Raw genomic sequence first — 19,746 nt, 5'->3', positions numbered from 1 at the left:
TCAGTGCCGAACCAGTGCTCAGCGCTTGGAGGCTAGAGTATTGCGCTATAATCCTGGAAGGCAAAATCATATTCGGTAATCCAGGGGGCGAGCACCGCCGCCAGAGCAATGATGATAATAATGATGCCGCCGACAACGGCGAGCTTATTGCGCCGAAGCCGTATCCAGGCGTCACCCCACAAGGTGTGGTGCGGACGAGCCGACACGTTCGTTTTGGTTGAGGCAGGTATGAATTCGGCAGCCGCTTCAGTCATAGCGTATCCTCGGGTCGATCATGGCATAAACAATATCAACTACCAGGTTGACGATAGCGATAATGAAAGCATAAAACAAGATGGCGCCCATGATAAGTCCGTAGTCTCGCTGGAAAACACCCTGAACAAACAGCCGGCCGATGCCTGGTACCGAGAACAGAGTCTCAATGATGAATGATCCTGAAACGAGGGCCGCCAACTCGGGTCCAGCTACAGTGACCACCGGGATAAGAGCGTTGCGGCTGATGTGCCGCCATAATACAACTCGCTCAGATAAACCTTTAGCTCTTGCTGTGCGAACGTAATCTTGCCTGATAACTTCAAGCATAGAAGCCCGGGTGATGCGGGCGGTATAAGCGGCAGGTAGTGCCGCCAGGGCGATCGCAGGCATAACTATATGTTGTAAAGTACCCCACCCACCCGTTGGGAACCAGTGGAACTGGACCGCCAGGGTGTACATTAAGAAAATACCTAGCACAAAAGCGGGCACGCTGGCAAAAACTGTGGCATAAGCTACTGAAAAATAGTCTATAACCGAATTCTGTTTTAACGCCGCGGCAACTCCCAGCGATACGCCAAGCACAATCGCCAGCGCAAATGCCACCAGGCCAAGAGTGGCGGTTACCGGCAATCCGCCAAGGATAATTTCTGTCACACCCCGATCCTGGTAAATATATGAGATTCCCAGATCGCCGTTCAAGGCATTCCAAATATAACTGCCGAATTGAACGAAAAGCGGTTTATCAAGACCGTATTTTTGGTTCAGGTTTTCGATAACCTGCGCAGGCAGTTCTTTCTCGCGGTCCCAGGGGCCGCCGGGCACCAGGTGCATCAGGACAAAAGTTATGAAAGCCACCACGAAGAGGGTGAGCATCATCCACAACAGCCGGCGGAGGATATATTTTCCCATTTACCTCAATTCATAAAGAGCAAGGGATTGGAAGTCCCCAATCCCTTGCTCCCGTCACTGCCAGAATTTTTCCAACAATAGCGACTTATTCTAGACTTTATAACCGCCCTCGGCCAGCAACTGCTTAGCCTTGGCAACGTTGAACTTGTAGTCGGCGCCGATATTGGCGTCGAAGCCCGGCATTCCCGGAGGTATCCACGAAGTGGTAGCGCGACCGACCCCGCCTCTGACGTTGTTGATAAAGGTGTCGCGGTCAATGGCGCAGGAGATAGCCTGGCGTACCTTCTTGTTGTCAAACGGGGCTTTCTTGACGTTGAACTGGAAGCCGAAGGTCACCAGATCAGCGTTGCGGAAGACCTGAGCTCCCAGAGTAGCGTCGGCCATGGTGGCTTTTTCGGTGCCGACCGGAACACCGGACATATCCAGTTCATTATTCTGGTATGCCGCCAGCGACGCCTGGGGATCCGGAATATTGCGGAATCGAATCTCGGTTAAAGTAGGCTTAGTGCCCCAGTAGTTCGGGTTAACTTTGAAGGTCATGTGGTCCAACGGTACCCATTCTGTCAACATGAAAGGACCGTTGCCGATCAAGTTGGGCGGCAGGAAGGCGTCGGCGCCCTTGGCATCAACAATGTCTTTGCGCACCGGGTAACACGGCCACAACGCCATCCTGGAAATGAAGGTCGGCTGCGGTTGAGCCAACTTAATCTCCAGAGTAGTCGCGTTGAGGGCTTTCACACCAACAGCGCTCTCCTGACCAGTACCGGCGTTATATGCCTCGGCGCCAGCGATAGCGAGATAGAGGAACGAGTATTCCGCAGCGGTGGCAGGTGCCAGCATGCGTTTGATACTGTACTCGAAGTCCTGAGCAGTAACAGGTTTGCCGTCGCTCCAAGTAACGTTTGACTTCAATTTGAAGGTGTAGGTTTTACCGTCAGCGGAAATGCCGCCGTTGGCCGTGGTCGGGATCTCACTGGCTACCATCGCCTGAACGTTGAGGTTCTGGTCGAAGGTAAACAGGCCGTCATAGATCTGATACAGGCAGGAAAGGCTGCTTGCCCATGAGGCGGCGTTGGTATCGAGGGTAGGGGGATCGCCGCTGCTGTTGACCCGCAGAATGTTATTGGGCATGCTGACCTGCCGGAAGAAGCGGTCGCCCATTATCTGGCCATCCTGGCCGGTGGGCTTGAGGGTGGGTCTGAGGGCTGGTTTGACCAGGTTGAAGCGCTCGCGGTTGAACATGAAAACCATCGGCATGTCTTCGACCACCATACGATGAGCCTGGTCAATCATCTGGAGGCGAGTGGTGTTGTTCAGTTCTTTCAACGCGTTGGTCATAAGGGTATCAAATTGAGGATTGGAATAAAGGGTGTGATTGTTACCGGCCTTGGTCATGAACACGGAATCCAGGAAGTTCTCAGGATCGGGATAATCGGCTCCCCAGCCAAACCATGCCCAGGTATGGTTCTCCTCGTTAACAAATTTCTGGAAAGCGGCCGACTCCATTGGCTCCAGAGTGATATTGATCCCCATATTCTGAGACATCTGGCCTTGAAGGTATTGGGCTATGGTCCGGTTGCCCGCAGTGTCCGAGAATTGGAATTTCAATGCAGGTAGCGGTTGGAGGGTTGCCGTTGGAGTTGTGGTCTGAGCTGGTTCGTCGTTGTCGCAGGCGCTCATTACCCCGAACACCATGATGCCGCTGCCAACGACTGCCATCCGTTTGGTGAAATCACGCCTCGAGATACGGGTTGGATCCATGACTACCTCCTTCACAATTTTTAGAATTCGGACAGGTGGCTCACTGTCCAATAAGAATAAGAACTATTATATCTTTCTTTTCTGATATGTCAATATAGCTGAAGTAATTGGATCGGCCTTGACCAAACCTGGCCATTACTCTACAGTTTGCCTATGTGCCAGTTCTGCCATCAGCACGGTGAAGGGAAAAAGTGGTATCTCAGGGCTGAAAACTATTCCGAAGAGCTGCTGGCCGATCTCAAGCGGCGCCGTTATATAGAAGAATTTTTCCGGCACCCCGAAGGCATTGCTTCCGGCGCCGAGCGGCTGGCTGCTCTCGACAAAACACCGGCACTGGTTAAAAACATCATCCGGCCGGTTCTTTCCGGACGCCAAAAATCGAGTCATTTTGGTCAGGTGCTGCCGATAGAAGATGTAGCCGAAGTGTTGAACATGACAACATCGGTGGTTCGATTAGCCTGCATCTGCCGCTATTCGAAGCTTAAAACCGAAGCCCGGTACTGTTACGGTTTATCAATGGCCCCCGGCGGGGGCAGGATCCTTGAGATCCTGTCGGAACTCGATGGAACTTTCCTTAACGGGCCGGATACCTCCGGATTTGAAGTCCTGTCTCCGAAAGAGGCGCTAGCCGCGATAACCCGGCACGATGACGAAGGCTTGTGTCATACCATCTGGACTTTCCAGACGCCGTTTATCGGCGGCATCTGCAACTGCGACCGCGCCGATTGCCAGGCGCTCAACATCAGCCTGAATCTAAGCACGAAGGTGATGTTCCGGGCTGAATACTCCGCGACCATTGATGAGGAATCCTGTACCGGGTGCCGTGACTGCTTCAGCGTCTGCCACTTCGGCGCGCTTGAATACAGCCGCACTTCAGCGATGACGAAAGTAAATACACGCAATTGCTACGGCTGCGGTGTCTGCAGGGCAGCCTGCCCGTCCGGCGCCATCAAACTGGTCAGCCGCGCGGCAATACCCGCGGCGGCGGGGCTGTGGTGAGCATTTAAATTACTTTACTGGTGCCCCAGAGCGGATCCAATTCGACATCATCGGTCTCAGGGTTCCACATGAACATATATCCATTAACCACGGTCAAGCAAGCGATGTATTCAATAATATGGCGTTCGTCGCAATAATGATATTGCACCGAAACAAGGAATCCGTCAGCAGCGGCGTTCTGCTGCACCCTGAGCGCTTTGGCATACCACGCACCGTATGTCACGGCATCCGGCTCTTCGGAAACTGGATCCTTGGCCAGCCAGTTTGCTAGTTCGATTGGTGACGAAAAATACCTTGGGCTTGATTTGGCCTGCAACTCGGCTATTGTTTTTTGGGCGGCTTCAAAAGAAGCCTTTAGCGCCGCGAGTTCGTTTTCGACGGCAGAAAGATCGGCGCAGGCTATGTTTAATTCAGCCTGGGTCTGCTGCAGTTGTGAATTCGCGGCGTCCCGCTCCTGCGCGAGCAGCGCTTTTTCCTCACCGGAGCAGCCTCCGGCCATTAGCATCGAAATAATAAATAAAACAGCGAAGACTCCCGAAAACACCTTGCTCATCGCGGTTCTCCTTTTTTCCGAATTGGAACAAGCTGGGGAAGTGCTAGGATTGTACCTCCGACAGATGGTGTTTTCAATAGGTTTACCAATATTTTATCTAAATATCCATAATATTGTCCTTGACGGACCAAGAATTCCTGTAGTACTAATTGGTATGGCTTAAATATACTTAAGTACCATTGCTAATCACCCCGCAGAATGTTAATTTCTAGTAGCGGGAGTGTAACTATGAGCATACCTATCGAAAAATTCCTGGAGTTCATCGTGGCACGGAATGCCACCGACCTGCATATCACCGTACCCAGCGTGCCCGTGCTACGGATCGATGGAGAATTGATTCCTCTTCCCGAAGTACCTCCATTCACCCCTCAAGAAGTTGAAAACATGTTCAATAAGATCACCACCGAGGACCAAAGGGCAGCTTTTAAGGTCAACCGCGAGCTCGATTTCACTTATTCGATGAGCGGCCTGTCGCGCTTCCGCGTCAGCGCAATTCGCCAGCGGGGTTCGATCTCCTTAGCCATACGTCCGGTACCGTTCAAGGTGCCTACCATCGATCAGCTTGAACTGCCCCAGATTTGTAAAGAACTTATCTTAAAACCCAGAGGCTTGATCCTGATCACCGGCGCCGCCGGTACCGGCAAATCCACTACCCTGGCAGCCATGATCAATCACTTGAATGAGACAGCCAAGCGCAATGTGGTGACAATTGAGGATCCAATCGAGTTTTTATTTTCCAACAAACAGTGCCTTATTCGACAACGTGATATGGCAGACGACACCCGATCCTTCGAATCCGCCCTGGTACACTGCCTGCGCCACGACCCCGATGTACTGGTGATTGGGGAAATGCGGGATCTGGACACGATGAAGACAGCATTGACCGCCGCGGAGACAGGGCACCTGGTGATCAGCACGCTGCATACCGTCGATGCCGCGCAGACAATCGATCGCATCGTAGATATTTTCCCGCCGGAGCAACAGCGCCAGATCAGATACCAGTTGTCTCAGGTCCTGCTGGCGGTATTGTCACAGCGATTGCCGCACCGCGCCAGGGGCGGGCGGATCGCCGCATTTGAGATCATGCTCAACAACCCGGTCATTTCGAGGCTTATCAGGGAGCAGCAGGTCTTCGATCTGCAGAGCAACATTGAAGTGTCTCACAAAGAAGGCATGCAGACAATGGACCAGGCGCTAGCCGATCTTATAAAACGTAAAGTCATTACCCGTGACGAAGCATTACTACACTGCACCTCATCGGCACGATTGCAGCAACTGCTCCAGTCCGAACGCGGAACCGTTTATTAATCCGTCAAACTTTCTCATTTACAAGCCGGTGGGTTTCAAGGTAAGAAGTCTGCTCCGTTTGCGCCTCTTCAGTAGCGGGTGTTAGAATTGCCGTTACGATGGACTTCATGGAGCAGGCTTTAAAGCTGGCGCGTCTCGCCCTAGGCGAAGTCTCGCCTAACCCGGCTGTGGGTGCCGTCATCGCGCGGGGCGATGAGATTGTCGGCGAGGGATTTACCCAACCGCCCGGCGGCGACCACGCTGAAATCGGCGCCTTGAAACAGGCCGGGGACAAGAGCCGCGGCGCCACGATGTACGTTACTCTGGAGCCATGCTGCCATTTCGGTCGAACCCCACCCTGTACTCATGCCATCATCACTGCGGGCATCCGGGAGGTCCATATCGCGACACTGGATGATAATCCGGTCGTCTTCGGTAAAGGGAAAGCGGAACTGGAAGCCGCAGGTATCAAAGTCCATGTGGGCAATCGGCGGGAAGCGGCACGGGAACTCAACGAAGCCTACTTCAAATATATCAACACCGGTCTGCCGCTGGTCACTGCCAAGTACGCCATGAGTCTTGACGGCAAGATCTCTACCCGGATGATGGACTCTAAATGGATATCAGGTGAGGACTCCCGCAATTACGCTCATACCCTGCGCCACGCTTCCGACGCCATAATGGTAGGTATTGGCACTGTGTTGGCGGACAACCCGCACCTTACCGCTCGGGGCTGCGCCGGCCGGGGCGGCACCTCCCACAAGCAACCCCTCCGGGTTATTGTGGATTCAAGCGGGCGTACGCCGCTGGATTCCTGTATGTTCAGCGAGCCGGGGAAGACATTGATCGTTCTCGGAAAACAAGCATCCCGAGATCGGGAGCAAGCTTACCTTAAAGCCGGCGCTGATACGCTGCGGTTGCCGGATGCCGATGGTCGAGTGGACCTCAAGGCGCTCATGAGGCATCTGGGCGAACGCCAGGTGACCAGCCTCCTGGTTGAGGGCGGCGGCACGCTACTCGGCACCTTGTTCGATCTTGGATTGATTGATAAAGTGGTCGCAATAATCGCTCCGATGATAATCGGAGGGTCTCAAGCCGGAACGCCGGTGGGTGGTTCCGGAGTGGAAAAGATCGCCGATGCCGTCCGCCTGGAGAATGTTAAAGTCGCCCAGTATGGACCGGACACCGTGATATCCGGATATTTCATTAGGGAGTAGCCTTTGTTCAGTGGTATCGTCGAAGAAATCGGCGTTGTTGTCAGCCTTTCGCACAGCCGTCTTATCGTACGAGCGCGCGTTATAATGGTCGATCTCAAACCAGGCGATTCGATAGCGGTAAATGGAGTATGCCTGACTGCCACTGAGATAATAGATGGGGTCTTCAAAGCAAACGTTATGCCGGAAACACTGAGGCGTACCAATCTTGGCGAGCTCCGTCCAGGCGATCAAGTTAACTTAGAACGTGCGCTCACCCTCTCTGGACGGATTGGAGGTCACCTGGTACAAGGGCATATCGACGCCACCGGCACGGTTAATAAAATCATCCAGGATGGTGACGCTAAACTCATGACCATCAGCGCTCCACCGGAAGTGATGCGTTATATAGTTGAAAAAGGATTCATTACAGTCGATGGTCTCAGCCTCACGGTCACAAATCTGGCGGAACATCATTTTTCCGTATCTCTAGTCGCCTTCAGCCAGAGTCATACCACGATCGGCGGGAAACAAGAGGGCGACCGCCTTAACCTCGAAGCCGATATTATCGCCAAATACGTCGAAAAATTCACTTCTAAAAAGACGGCCTCGATAAACGAGGCTTTCCTGACCGAACACGGTTTCGCCTAGGAGCATATCTCAATGGGCATAGCTACAATACCCGAGATCATCGCCGATATTCAATCGGGAAAATTCGTGATTATCGTCGATGACGACGATCGGGAAAACGAGGGCGATTTGTTCATCGCAGCCGAGAAGATAACACCGGAAGCGATCAATTTCATGGCCAAAAACGCCCGCGGACTTATTTGCGTCTCGCTGACCGGCGACAGACTGGACGCACTCGGCATCCCGCTGATGGTACAGGAGAATTCATCCAAACACTGCACCGCTTTCACTATTTCGGTGGAAGCCCGGCACCGAGTTTCAACGGGTATTTCTGCAGCGGACCGTGCCGAAACGGTAAGAACGCTGATAGACCCCCGAACATCTCCGGGAGATCTGCTCAAACCAGGACACACATTTCCGTTGAGAGCCCGCGACGGCGGCGTACTGGTGCGCGCCGGACATACCGAAGCTTCAGTCGACCTGTCGCGTCTTGCTGGCCTTTATCCTGCCGGAGTTATCTGCGAAATCATGGATGACGACGGCACCATGGCTCGACTGCCCAAATTAGAAAAACTGGCGGATGAATGGGGATTCAAGATAGGCAGCGTCGCCGGCCTTATTGCCTATCGGCGGCGTACGGAAAAGCTCGTTAAGAGAGTAGCTGAGGCCAGGCTCCCCACCCGCTACGGTGAGTTCACCGCCATCGGCTACCGGAGTGAAGTCGATCCCGGGGAACACTTAGCCCTGGTTTATGGCGAGATCAACTTGTCCACCGAAAGCAAGCCGATTCTAACCCGCGTTCATTCCGAATGCCTGACCGGTGATGTCCTAGGAAGTTTGAGATGCGATTGCGGCGAGCAGCTTGATTTTGCGCTCCGGCAGATTGCCGCTGCGGGAGCTGGTGTCCTCCTCTATATGCGCCAGGAAGGCCGGGGTATTGGTTTCCACAATAAAATTTGCGCCTATGCACTCCAGGACCAAGGGTTGGATACGGTTGAAGCTAACGAAAAACTCGGATTCGAAGCGGACCTGCGTGATTATGGTATCGGCGCCCAGATCCTCGCTGATCTTGGCTTGCACCAGATCAAGTTACTAACCAATAACCCCAAAAAAGTTGTTGGTCTTGAAGGGTACGGGCTGAAAGTGGTAGAAACTATACCGATAGAAATGCCACCCAACCCGCATAACGAAAAATACCTCGAGACCAAGCGCCGAAAGATGGGGCATCTATTATTTAAGGAAGCCGTCAAGGCTGAAGGAGCAAGCGGTGGTTAGCTACGAAGGTTCATTGATGGGGCAGGGGCTCAAATTTGCCGTGGTAGTGTCACGCTTCAACGAATTCATGACCGGCAAGCTGGTTGCCGGTGCCAAGGATGCCTTCCTCCGACACGGTGTCGCTGAATCCGATATCGATTTAGCCTGGGTGCCAGGGGCTTTCGAAATTCCCCTGGTAGCTAAGAAGCTTGCCGTTTCAGGCCGATATAATGCCATAGTTTGTCTTGGAGCGGTCATCAAAGGCAACACCCCGCATTTTGAATACATAGCCAACGAAGTTGCCAAGGGAATTGCCGCGGTAAATATGGAAACGGGTCTGCCGGTAATTTTCGGGGTTATTACCGCCGAAACCTTAGAACAGGCTATCGAACGAGCCGGGTCCAAGATGGGCAATAAAGGTTTCGATGCCGCTGTTCAGGCGATCGAAATGGCCAACCTGATCAAAAACCTAATTTAGTCCGGCTCAAACTATTTGGCTTCACTCCAGCGGCGAGAGTGTGCTGCATTTTATTATACGGTTTTTGACACTTGCAGGCTGGAATACCTATAATACGGCATCAATTCCCCGGAGCGTATTTTGGCAGAAAAACCCAAACAGCATACCCACGCAATCGTCGAACCGACACTGGAAAATCTTTCGCAGCAACTTTCTGTGCTGGATGAACGGTTGGATAATATGGATTCCATCCTCACCAACGTGGCCGAGCGCGTCATGAGCCAACCGATAACATTATCGGTAACCTGCTCAGGCTGCGGCAAGACCAGTACCTACACGCTTCTCGCCTGCGAAAAGCCAACCATCAGAAAATAACACCCCGGAGTGCGCCATGGAACTGTCAGCCCGCTTCGAAAGCTTCAAATATGACCTTTTCCAACGCCGAACGGCATTGTCCATTCCGGCTAAATTAAGTTTAGCTTTAGGTTTCGCGGTCCTGACAGGTCTACTAGCCCAGATCAAATTTTATCTCCCGTTCACACCGGTGCCGGTTACGATGCAGACTTTCGCTGTGCTCCTTGCAGGCGTCACGCTAGGCCGGTGGTGGGGCGGTGCGTCAATGGCACTATATGCAGGTTTAGGTATTGCTGGAATACCGTGGTTTGCCAACGGCGGTAGTGGATTTGGCGCCACGTTTGGATACCTATTCGGATTTATCCTTGCGGCAACCTTGATCGGCTACTTAACCGACAGGGTCAGCCAGGGATTTTCTTTTTCTCGCATATTCGGTTTAATGGCGGTCGCCTGCCTGTTCCTCATTTATGTCCCCGGTTGCTTGTGGCTTGGTTCATGGCTTGGACTATCGGGACGGGAGGTTAATCTCTCGTCGATTATATCCATGGGTGTACTGCCTTTCATTGCCGGGGACATCATCAAAATCTTTATCGCCGCGTTAATTGGCATGGTTATCACTCCGAAAAGAAATGCGCCAGACGGAACTAGTTTGCCGTCACGCCCCTTTTAAGCTACAATCCAAGCTGCTTCTCGGGCGGTTAGCTCAGTTGGTTAGAGCACTGCGTTGACATCGCAGAGGTCAGTGGTTCGAGACCACTACCGCCCACCATCCACGTCAGTTCTAATAGTGATAGTTCTTTTGAAGAACTCCCCTTAAGGGAACTCTTGGAGATGCTCTTGGGGCCAGAAGGTAAGCGCAAACTCAAGCTCAGGCACATGACCAACGAGGAGCTTTTCAAGCTCTACGACAACGAGATCATTTTACGTTTACGGAATGTTAAAAACCTGAGCGACACTAGAGCAATTCTGACCAAATTCCAGACTGAACTAGGCAATTTCCCTCCATCGCCAGATCTGGCTAAAGCCTTCCTCGCTAAATACACCGATCGAAAGCCACGCACTCTATACCGCTATGCCCAGATGTTGCGTCAATTCTTCAAATGGTATGGTGAGCCTCTCGATGTGAAGATCAAAATCCCCAAAACTCTACCGCCATACACTCAACAAGAAGCGATCGAGAAGCTGGTTAAAGCCATTAGAGAAAAGAAGACTCATAAATCTACGATAGTTCGAGACCTGCTGCTACTCGAACTCGCTTTAAATACAGGGATGCGGCGCTCTGAACTCGCCAACCTGCAGGTCAAAGATATCAATGCCGATTTCCTGGTCGTCCGAGACGCCAAGAATCACAAGGATAGAATCATTCCTCTGGTACCAACAATGGTCATGCGTTTGCAGAACTTCACCAAAAACATGACTCCTGAGCAAACGGTGTTTGGGTTAAAAGCAACAGCAATAGGAGACAAGGTCGCCCAATTCGCTAAAAAGGCTGGGGTCAAAGAAATTCATGCTCATAGTCTGCGGCATAAGTTTGCGACTGATCTAGTAGAACGGGGAGCTAACGTCACCAATGTTCAACAACTCCTAGGACATGAAAACCTGAACACAACTCAGGTTTATCTCGGGGTCGCCGACAAAGGATTAAGAGATACAATAGCTTTGTTGGGAAAGAAGCCTAAGACAAACATGAATGGCGATGAAACAATTAAAGGTTGGCGATACACCGTTGCCAGTGACAAGGGCGTCGAACATGTTTCGGTTCGGGATGAATGAGCGCCATGTCCTTCTCAAAAAAGCAAGGGACTAGTATGGTCTCTTCTCGATCCCTACTTAATCGTTAGTAAATCGCCACTTAATCCTAGTACCTACTTCAACTAGCCTTCTTGTCTACTACTCCTCATCTCGTGCCGTGAAATGAAGCTAATTGCTACTCAAATGCTCTGATGTAGTAAGTAATGCCACAAGAGCATTTCTAATACAAAAGCCACCCAGTCTTAAGATGCCCTGACAAATTGAATGGGACCACGTGATATAATTGTGTAATGGAAGACCTATCGCAACATGAACGAAAAGTTATAGAAACTTCATGGAAGTACAATTTGAAACCCGGCACCCTGAAGTGTGAAGTATTCCTTCTGTTCGACGCAAAATTCACACCTAGGGAAGTACGGTATCTCCTTAATACTTGGAGGGACTCAAGCGGTAGTGAAATGAAGAATATTTCACACACGATTGGTCGTTATTACACAGATTGGAAGCGGGCTCAATCACCCTAAGCCTCGGTGATTTCAATGGTTGAAAACAACTCAAGAACGGCGTTCTAATCGAAAGAAAATACTATTTGTTGCTGGTTCACACAATTTAACAAAAAGTGTCAAGTAACAAAAGGCTTGATTCGTCATATTAAGAGACCGTTATGTCCCATCCCAATCAGTGTAGTTCTTTGGCAGTTTACCGCGTTTCAATGAGAACATCCTCTGCTCACCCTGGGTTTGGGATATTCATAGCGAGACGCTGACTTCCAATCCGAATACAGAGGGCGGAGATTTCTCCCCGCCCTCTGTTGCAAGCCAGTTTAGTTGACTTTTTGGAATTGTGATACTAGGTAACTGTAAATGTTTCAGCGAGAGTACCTGAGCCGCTAGCTGTAGTTACTGTCACATCCCTAGTGCCTGATTTAGCTTTAGAAGAGATGGTGATAGTGACTGTTATCTGAATATCGCTATTCACCACAAGATTAGTGACGGTTATGCCTGATCCAAAACTCACTTTAACATTTTCAGTAAAACCCGTACCTGTAATAACTACAGTTATTGTTGCGCCTTTAACTCCGATATTGGGGGTAATCGATGTCACCGTTGGATTGGTCGATTGTCCAGCGGCGATGTGCGGGACAACGATGTTGCCGCTGACGATTGGTTGGATCTCGCTCACATCAGCTAGATTATTCCCATTATCCAGGGAGAAGGATTGTCCAAGCACTGTGAACCAGATCCGATCGATACCGTCACCGGGGTCATTGTTGTCGTCGACATAGATCATGAACTCTTGACCACCGACATTGATTGGGTCAGCTCCAGGAATCGGATTGGGGTATAAGTAAGTGCACTTGCCACTGAAGGTCGCAACTCCAGTGACTGTATTCAAAGCCAACCCGTAAAGTGCGTTGCTTTTAATGCGATAGATTGAGCCATCGGGCATGTGGCGGATGAGCAGGAGGCTACCTTGGACCTGCTGACCTTTATTATTGTATTTCATGGTAAAGCCGAAGTTGGTCTTATCGGTTGTACCTGGCCAATAGAACCAGCCACCGCCAGATGCGAAGCCAAGACTTGGATCGTAGACGACAAGAACATTTTCAGCCGTTATGGCTTTGAACCAGTTGTTTGAAAGCGACACCTCACCGGTATAGGTTTCAACATTCAACACACTGATTGGAACATTGAATGTTGCGATACCAGTTGATGGTTTGAAGTCAGTTGCAGTCATGGTATAACCAGTTCCACTTCCCACAGCTTTAAACGACAGACTGATGTCTGCAGCCGCGATTTTACTCAACTCACCGAGGTGCCCATCATTGGCTTGAGTAATAGTTATATGCCACACAAAAGCTGAATTATCTCCACCGTCTTCGTGTACCAAGTTAGCAACGATGTTGTTCGGATCGAATGAGATAGTGGCGTCCTCTTTGTCCACAGTGATCGTTGGGCCATTCACAGGTGTTGAGCCATCAGTTACCTTGATTTGGCACGATCCGGATGCCACATCTGCTAGTCCACTTATGGTCCATGTGTAGACTCTTGGATCGGTCCATGTTCCAGTACCGCTGATTGTCGGGCTTGAGGCAGTTACATTGGCGGGAAGGCCATTGATTTCAAGCTCCATAGAATCCACATCAGTGGCGATAACAGTGCCGCTTGTGATGGGGTCACTGTAGTCTACGGTCTGTGAGGCAAATGTACCAGATAAAGCTGGCAGATCGTTGACCGAATTGACCGTCAGTACAAAGGTATCCTGGGCAGTGCCACTGTTGGCATCGGTGACAGTCACGGTTATCGTAGCCGTACCAAAGCCGTTGGCGACGGGGGTCACGGTGACAGTGCGATTGGCACCACTGCCACCAAAGACGATATTGGCATTTGGTACCAGCCCGGTATTGGAGGAGCTGCCACCTAGCGTGAGGCTGCCGGCGGCGGTCTCGACATCACCGACTGTGAAAGCCAGCGCACCAGTGTTGGCGTCCTCGTTGATCGTCTGGTCGGTGATATCTGAAATGGTCGGCAGATCGTTGACCGAATTGACCGTGATGCTGACGGTAGCAGTATCGAAGCCGCCGTTGCCGTCGGAGATAGTATAAATAAAGGAGTCAGCGCCAAAGTAGTTGGTTGTTGGAGTATATTTTACGACTCCTGTATCCAGGGTGGCGGTGCCATTAGCCGCGGCACCAACTGCTGTTACAGTGAGTGTGTTCCCCTCGACGTCGATATCGTTGCCTTTGACGTTGATGATGTTGTCAGAGCTGTCTTCGTTGACGATTGCGGTGTCATTAACCGCCTCAGGTGCAACATTGTTTGCCGTCCAATGGGCATATAGAGTCTGTGGGCTAGTGATGGCAACCGAGGTTGCAGCGGTAACCTCGGTGCCGCCGCTAGCAGCGGTGAACCAACCGTCGAAGGTGTAGCCACCCCGGCTTACCGTAGCCAGTGCGCCGTAGGTGGAACCGTAGGTTACGGTTTTACTCGTCGGGTCAGGCGTTCCTCCGCCGTTGCTGTCGAAGGTCACTGTATAAGTATCGATGGCAAAGCTAGCAGTGACGGTTTTATTGCTGGTCATAGTGACGCTCTTGGGGTTATCGGTGCCGGTTAGGTCACCTGTCCAGCCTACGAAGTGCCAGCCCACAGCTGGAACTGCCGTAAGCTGTACGGATGTATCTTCTTCATAGGCTGCCTGGTTCGGGTTTCGGATCACCGAGCCGCTGCCGGTAGTATTGATGGTCAAATCGTAGCTCGGGAGGTCGTTATCGGTATTGGTGACGCTTACATTCGCTGGGTTAAGCCCGTTATAGGCAGGATCGGTGGAAACTGCCGTGGCAGTAATTATCTGGTAGGCAACCTCACCATCTATTGTCGTATCATCCACCCCTGTCACGGTCACCACCTGTGGCGTATCCCAGTTGGCTGGGGTGAAGGTCAGACTCGCGGGGGACACCGCACCCTCTGAAGTATCGCTGCTGGATAGCGCAATAGTCACATCCGTTGTGGGCTCACTGCCAAGACGAACAGTGAAGAAAGCCGTGCCGCCGGATTCAGTAGTCACCAGTCCAGAAGTAGGGCTCACGCTGATGCCCGGGCTTGAGAGGATGAACGTACGGAAAACGAAGTCTGGACCGGTTGCGCTTTCCCAACTTGAGCCATTCAGCACAAGTGCTTCGCCTCCAGTATATGCGTCGGTTTTTGAGTAATAGAAATTGATGTTCGCGCTGAAAGGAAGGTTCTTCCAGACGATGGCATATTGCTGTCCGGCGGTCACCGGATATGGCGTTGCGAATACCACTTCCACCCATCGCTGGGTAGTTGGACTGGCTGATACGTTAGCCGTGCTAGATGTAAGTACCGTACCGTTTGGTTTGCTGCCGGTCACTCCTTGGATTTCAACATTCAGTGTAAAAGCAGAACCGTTTGACAAGAAACAGGAAACCATATAGAGCCCCCCGGTCCTGCCCGCGGTGAAGGTCTGGGCAAGCGAGCCGTCCCACATGTAAAAAGAGTTACCGGTAGCATCGATCCCTTGGTCGAAGACCGCCCAGCGGGCGTAAAGGGTGATATTATCACTCACCGTATCTGTGCCGAAGTCCCAATCATCGGTGCAATCAGCATCTTTATACCAGCCAGCGAAGACATAACCGCTGCATGAGGGGTTGGCCGGCCTAGTTACCAGCGAGCCGATATCAAGTGTCTGGCTGGTGACGGGACTTCCGCCCGTAGAGTCGAAACTTACGGTATAGGTATCGATGGCAAAGTTGGCGGTGATATGGACATCACTTGCGGGCATGCTGAAGCTAATGGGGTTTTCAGTGCCGGTGAAGTCTCCACTCCAGTTTACTAAATGGTAACCGACACTCGGCACGGCCGTCATAGAAACCGAGTCACCGTAGTGTTTGACCGCCATATTCGGCACGATACTTCCACTCCCGGTGCCAACAGAGGTATAGACCACGTAGTCGTTCTGAGTAAAGCTGGCATAGAGAGTAACATCCCTTGCCGGCATAGTGAATGTCAGGGGGCTAGACATAGGAAACGCGATGACGACGTCCCCACTCCAGCCGCTGAAGCTCCAACCGGTACTTGCGATAGGCGTGAGGGAGATGAAAGTCCCGGCTGTATAGGTCCCGCCCGCCGGGCTGACACTGCCGCCTGCAGTGGGGCTACAGATTATGGTAACGGTATAGTTGGTAACCGTCCAATGGGCGTACAGGGTCTGCGGGCTGGTGATGGCAACGGAGGTGGTGCTTTCGATCAGGGTACCGGTGGTCGCATCGGTAAACCAACCATTGAATGTATAGCCAGTGCGGGAGACAGTGGCTAGGGTGCCATAAGTCGAGCCGTATGTTACGGTCTTGCTAGTAGGAGAAGGTGTGCCGCCACCATTGCTGTCGAAGGTAACCGTATAGGTGCTGGCCGTCCAATGGGCGTAAAGGGTGTGGTTGGCCGCAGAAGTTACGGTGCTCGCAGCAGTAACTTCTGTACCGGTAGTCGCATCGGTAAACCAACCATTGAATGTATAACCAGTGCGAGAGACAGTGGCTAGAGTACCGTAGGGCGAGCCATAAGTTACGGTTTTACTAGCAGGAGAAGGTGTACCGCCACTGGTGGCATTAAAAGTAACGGTATAGTTGTTGGCTGTCCAGTGAGCGTAAAGAGTGTGATTAAGCGCTATAGTTAAGCTAGTTGACGCTGTAATTTCGACATTACCGCTTGGATCAGTAAACCAGCCAGCAAAGGTGTAGCCGGTGCGGCTTACCGTAGGTAGTGTGCCGTAGGTGGAACCATAGGTCACGTTCTTGAATGTTGGAGATGGCGTACTGCCGCCGTTGCTATTGAAGGTAACGGTGTAAGTATTGGGTGTCCAGTGAGCGTAGAGAGTTTGATTGACCGTGATCGTTACGGTGGTTGTAGTGGTAACCTGGCTGCCAGCACTAGGGTCTGTAAACCAGCCTGCAAAGCTATAACCGGTTCGGCTTACCGTGGCTAAGGTGCCATAATCCGCACCATAAGTAACGTACTTGCTTGTCGGGTCAGGAGTGCCACCGCCATTGCCATTAAAGGTAACTGTATAAATTGGAGGCCCTTCCGCAACGAATGTCATATCCTGCCCATAAACGTATTCACCTGTTCCGTAAATGTAAGCAGCCGCTCTGTAGTGATAGGTAGTTCCTTCAATCAGGCCGGTGATGGCACGAGAAAAGCTGCCATTGGCGTATAGGCCTTGGGAAAATGACTGTGTGCTGCTACCGTATGTAGTAGTTGTCCCATACTGGAAGTAGCAGGCAACGTTACTACCGTCAGCGTTGTTGAGTGAACCGTTCAGCGTTGCCCCAGTATTAAACACTAACGTTGCGCTGTCCGTGGTCAAAAAGTTATGCCGCGGAGTAAAGGTTTTATCTTCCCCGTAAACGTAGCCTTGTATTGAATAATCATATCCTCGCGCCCGGTAATGATACGTAACCCCATCGGTCAGACCAGTGATTGTCGCGGAAAAGTTCCCATTGTCATACATCGATATCAAAGGTGAAGTGGTGCTTCCATATGAAGTGCTCGTTCCATACTGAAATGAGCAGGTTACCAACGAACCATTTGAGTTACTAATTGAACCATTCAATGTCGCGCCAGTCAGAGTCACTCCGGTGGCATTCCCTGTAGTGATTATATTGTAAGGTTTCACCACTTGCGTCAGAGGCGCTGATATACTCCCAACTAAATTTCCATCACCGCCGTATGCCGCAGTTATGGAATGACTGCCGACAGAAAGAGCGGATGTGGTATAAGCTGCTGTTGCCGAAGCACCCGTTCCCGATAGTGTTCTAGTGCCCAAAATAGTTGCTCCGTCCATAAATATGACACTGCCAGTAGGGGTGCTAGACCCACCCGCTCTGGTTATGGTTGCAGTAAATGTTACTGAGTCACCAGTATTTGAAGGATTGAGATTTGATGTCACCATGGTAGTAGTATTGAAACTGTAATTAACAGTCACCCAGACCTCGAGGCACATGGCTTCCTTCCAATACTGAGTCCACCAACTATCATATCCGGGTGATCTTAGCCCGATGCCAACCTCCAAGGCATCTATATTGGCCCAAGTCCAAGCGGTAGATGTAGTGCCGGGAACATGATCATATGTTGTGGATATGTCGACCCGAGTGTCAGGGGTAGGAGATAGAGCTGTCCCATAATAATTGACACCATTTATTTTGAGGTTTGTCCTTACGCTTGATTGTCTGGAATTGTCGTTCTCACAATATTCACTCCAAACCTTTGCCCACAACGTCACCGAATTGATGGTGGTAATGCCGTCCAAGGAAGAACTATGGTTTGGAAGGCCATATAGATCGTAATGCCAATTTTCATTGGTTGTGAAAACATATGTGTTGTTATCCAAATCACTGACTCGGGCAGAATGAGTGCCACCGCCGTTACCATTTATATACGAGCTAATGCTAACATCACTATTGGGACGGTAGGTGTCGGTTGTTGAAGCCGCTAACGGTACTGCCAACCCGATGGCCATAGTAATTGAAAGAAGAAGAAATATTGCAGAATATACTACTCTGTAATATCGTTTCCACCATCCTTGCCCGTTGACTTTCACGGTTTTCACAAATTCCTCCTCCTGTATTCCTGTTCTGGAATATCTTTTTAACGTTTTATAAACGTTCTGGTCTTTTTAATCAGACGGTCGACGATTCATTTATTACTCTTATCAAATCTTTAGTCGATATCTCTTTCAGTTGCTTACCAGACCAAACTCTGACGACATTCGCATCAGGACTTACCCCAACCAAGGTCACTTCAGGCCTGGTCTCGAGTAAATCGAAGGCTGCCCGGGGGCTGGGAGAATCTAGGTCGAAGAAAATGACATCGGGTCTTACAGCGCTTATTTCCGTTGAAGCCGGTGACGTTTTCAACGAAATGACTTCATAATCGACTTGCTGCCGAAGCCTCGAGTTAAGTGTCCCCATGATGACGGAATTTCCACACAGGCAGATTTTTCGAATAGACATGTTGTCCTCAATCAATCATCTTAGTGACTGAAGTACTGGTTGAACATGTCTCAAGGGACAGAAAAGGGACAGCCTCTTAGTACAAAGGAGGCTGTCCCTTGGGCAGAAGATACGGTACATTTTACTTCTTAGGCTGGGCACTCCACAGGTTTGATTGCCCGGCAAAGGCCAGCACTTGAGCCCGGTTCTCCAAATGCAAACGGGCCATAATCTCAGACATATGGTATTTAATGGTACGGGGGCTGAGGTTAAGCCTTGCTCCGACCTCTTTGTATGTCAATCCAGCCGCAACGAACTTTAAAACTTCAATCTCCCTGGGATTCAACTTCGACTCAGGTATCGGTGCTTTAGGCATCTGGCTCGCTGGAATTTCTGGTTGAGCTTTATTGCTAAGCCTAGCAAATTCATTTAGGAGTTTCATGGCCATATTGGGAGAAAAAGGGGGCACTCCAAGGTTTGCTTGTTCCAGCGCTTCCACCAACTCCGATGCGTCCATACTTTTTAACAGGTAACCACAAGCCCCGGCTTTAATGGCCTCAAACAGGTCGGTCTCTTCTGTGGAGGTAGTTAATATGACTATCCTGGATTCGGGCATCTCTGCTTTGATCAGGCGGGTGGCACAAAGCCCGTCGCAAAGAGGCATACGTATGTCCATGAGAACGACGTCCGGTTTGAGCCGGCGGACAAGTTCCAGTGACTGAAGTCCGTCAGTGGCTGTACCAGCAACTTCGATGCCATGGGCGTCGAGCATATTTTGCAGCCCTTCAATCATCAACCGGTTGTCATCGACCAGCAACACTTTCATTTGCTAAACCTC

General features: G+C 51.0%; 15 protein-coding genes, 1 tRNA gene and 1 pseudogene. 10 read left to right on the top strand and 7 right to left on the bottom strand.

Annotated elements, in window-relative coordinates:
- Positions 1-32 precede the first annotated feature (32 nt).
- The 3 genes from DEALK_RS10250 to DEALK_RS05745 all read right to left on the bottom strand — a co-directional run bounded on the left by DEALK_RS10250 (position 33) and on the right by DEALK_RS05745 (position 2,925).
- Entirely contained in the window at positions 33-254 is a 222-nt protein-coding gene (locus DEALK_RS10250) for a hypothetical protein (protein ID WP_244881585.1), read from the bottom strand.
- On the bottom strand, positions 247-1,164 hold the full coding sequence (locus tag DEALK_RS05750) for an ABC transporter permease (RefSeq protein WP_058439335.1): 918 nt from the start codon (positions 1,162-1,164) through the stop codon (positions 247-249). Before DEALK_RS05750 ends, DEALK_RS10250 begins: the two co-directional genes overlap by 8 nt.
- Positions 1,165-1,254: 90 nt before the next feature.
- Positions 1,255-2,925 carry an ABC transporter substrate-binding protein gene (locus DEALK_RS05745; RefSeq protein ID WP_058439334.1) on the bottom strand — a complete coding sequence of 557 codons (1,671 nt, stop codon included), beginning with the start codon at positions 2,923-2,925 and terminating at the stop codon, positions 1,255-1,257.
- A gap of 153 nt (positions 2,926-3,078) precedes the next feature.
- On the opposite strand from DEALK_RS05745, the gene DEALK_RS05740 reads away from it, so the two are divergent.
- Positions 3,079-3,924 carry an ATP-binding protein gene (locus tag DEALK_RS05740; protein ID WP_058439333.1) on the top strand — a complete coding sequence of 282 codons (846 nt, stop codon included), beginning with the start codon at positions 3,079-3,081 and terminating at the stop codon, positions 3,922-3,924.
- A 4-nt stretch (positions 3,925-3,928) separates the two neighbouring features.
- Here the strand turns inward: DEALK_RS05740 and DEALK_RS05735 are convergent, their stop codons facing one another.
- A complete protein-coding gene (locus DEALK_RS05735) occupies positions 3,929-4,477 on the bottom strand; it encodes a hypothetical protein (RefSeq protein WP_058439332.1) in 549 nt (182 codons plus the stop codon).
- A 228-nt stretch (positions 4,478-4,705) separates the two neighbouring features.
- On the opposite strand from DEALK_RS05735, the gene DEALK_RS05730 reads away from it, so the two are divergent.
- From DEALK_RS05730 to DEALK_RS09620, 9 genes are all read left to right on the top strand, one after another.
- On the top strand, positions 4,706-5,785 hold the full coding sequence (locus tag DEALK_RS05730; protein WP_058439331.1) for a type IV pilus twitching motility protein PilT: 1,080 nt from the start codon (positions 4,706-4,708) through the stop codon (positions 5,783-5,785).
- Positions 5,786-5,883: 98 nt separating this feature from the next.
- Positions 5,884-6,981, top strand: a complete 1,098-nt coding sequence (ribD, locus tag DEALK_RS05725; RefSeq protein ID WP_058439330.1) for a bifunctional diaminohydroxyphosphoribosylaminopyrimidine deaminase/5-amino-6-(5-phosphoribosylamino)uracil reductase RibD — start codon at positions 5,884-5,886, stop codon at positions 6,979-6,981.
- A 3-nt stretch (positions 6,982-6,984) separates the two neighbouring features.
- On the top strand, positions 6,985-7,608 hold the full coding sequence (locus DEALK_RS05720) for a riboflavin synthase (protein WP_058439329.1): 624 nt from the start codon (positions 6,985-6,987) through the stop codon (positions 7,606-7,608).
- Positions 7,609-7,620: 12 nt separating this feature from the next.
- Entirely contained in the window at positions 7,621-8,862 is a 1,242-nt protein-coding gene (locus tag DEALK_RS05715; RefSeq protein ID WP_058439328.1) for a bifunctional 3,4-dihydroxy-2-butanone-4-phosphate synthase/GTP cyclohydrolase II, read from the top strand.
- A 16-nt stretch (positions 8,863-8,878) separates the two neighbouring features.
- Positions 8,879-9,319, top strand: a complete 441-nt coding sequence (ribH, locus tag DEALK_RS05710) for a 6,7-dimethyl-8-ribityllumazine synthase (RefSeq protein WP_058439327.1) — start codon at positions 8,879-8,881, stop codon at positions 9,317-9,319.
- A 120-nt stretch (positions 9,320-9,439) separates the two neighbouring features.
- Positions 9,440-9,673 carry a hypothetical protein gene (locus tag DEALK_RS05705; RefSeq protein WP_058439326.1) on the top strand — a complete coding sequence of 78 codons (234 nt, stop codon included), beginning with the start codon at positions 9,440-9,442 and terminating at the stop codon, positions 9,671-9,673.
- A gap of 16 nt (positions 9,674-9,689) precedes the next feature.
- Positions 9,690-10,322 carry a biotin transporter BioY gene (locus tag DEALK_RS05700; protein ID WP_058439325.1) on the top strand — a complete coding sequence of 211 codons (633 nt, stop codon included), beginning with the start codon at positions 9,690-9,692 and terminating at the stop codon, positions 10,320-10,322.
- A 22-nt stretch (positions 10,323-10,344) separates the two neighbouring features.
- Positions 10,345-10,421, top strand: a tRNA-Val gene (locus DEALK_RS05695).
- A 62-nt stretch (positions 10,422-10,483) separates the two neighbouring features.
- On the top strand, positions 10,484-11,425 hold the full coding sequence (locus tag DEALK_RS09620) for a tyrosine-type recombinase/integrase (protein WP_065128709.1): 942 nt from the start codon (positions 10,484-10,486) through the stop codon (positions 11,423-11,425).
- 828 nt (positions 11,426-12,253) lie between these two features.
- Here DEALK_RS09620 and DEALK_RS09805 read toward each other — a convergent pair.
- From DEALK_RS09805 to DEALK_RS05685, 3 genes and pseudogenes are all read right to left on the bottom strand, one after another.
- Complete coding sequence (locus DEALK_RS09805; protein ID WP_244881584.1) at positions 12,254-17,551, bottom strand: beta strand repeat-containing protein; 5,298 nt, start codon at positions 17,549-17,551, stop codon at positions 12,254-12,256.
- Between the two features lie 51 nt (positions 17,552-17,602).
- Positions 17,603-17,869 (bottom strand): annotated as a pseudogene (locus DEALK_RS10440) (Ig-like domain-containing protein); the annotation flags it as partial.
- A gap of 1,181 nt (positions 17,870-19,050) precedes the next feature.
- Positions 19,051-19,734, bottom strand: coding sequence for a response regulator transcription factor (locus tag DEALK_RS05685; RefSeq protein ID WP_058439323.1), 684 nt, complete (start codon positions 19,732-19,734; stop codon positions 19,051-19,053).
- Between the last annotated feature and the right edge of the window lie 12 nt (positions 19,735-19,746).

The organism is Dehalogenimonas alkenigignens (assembly GCF_001466665.1).
Classification (GTDB): domain Bacteria; phylum Chloroflexota; class Dehalococcoidia; order Dehalococcoidales; family Dehalococcoidaceae; genus Dehalogenimonas; species Dehalogenimonas alkenigignens.
Note: the sequence above shows the minus strand (reverse complement) of the source record. Positions and strands in the feature narration are given on the sequence as shown.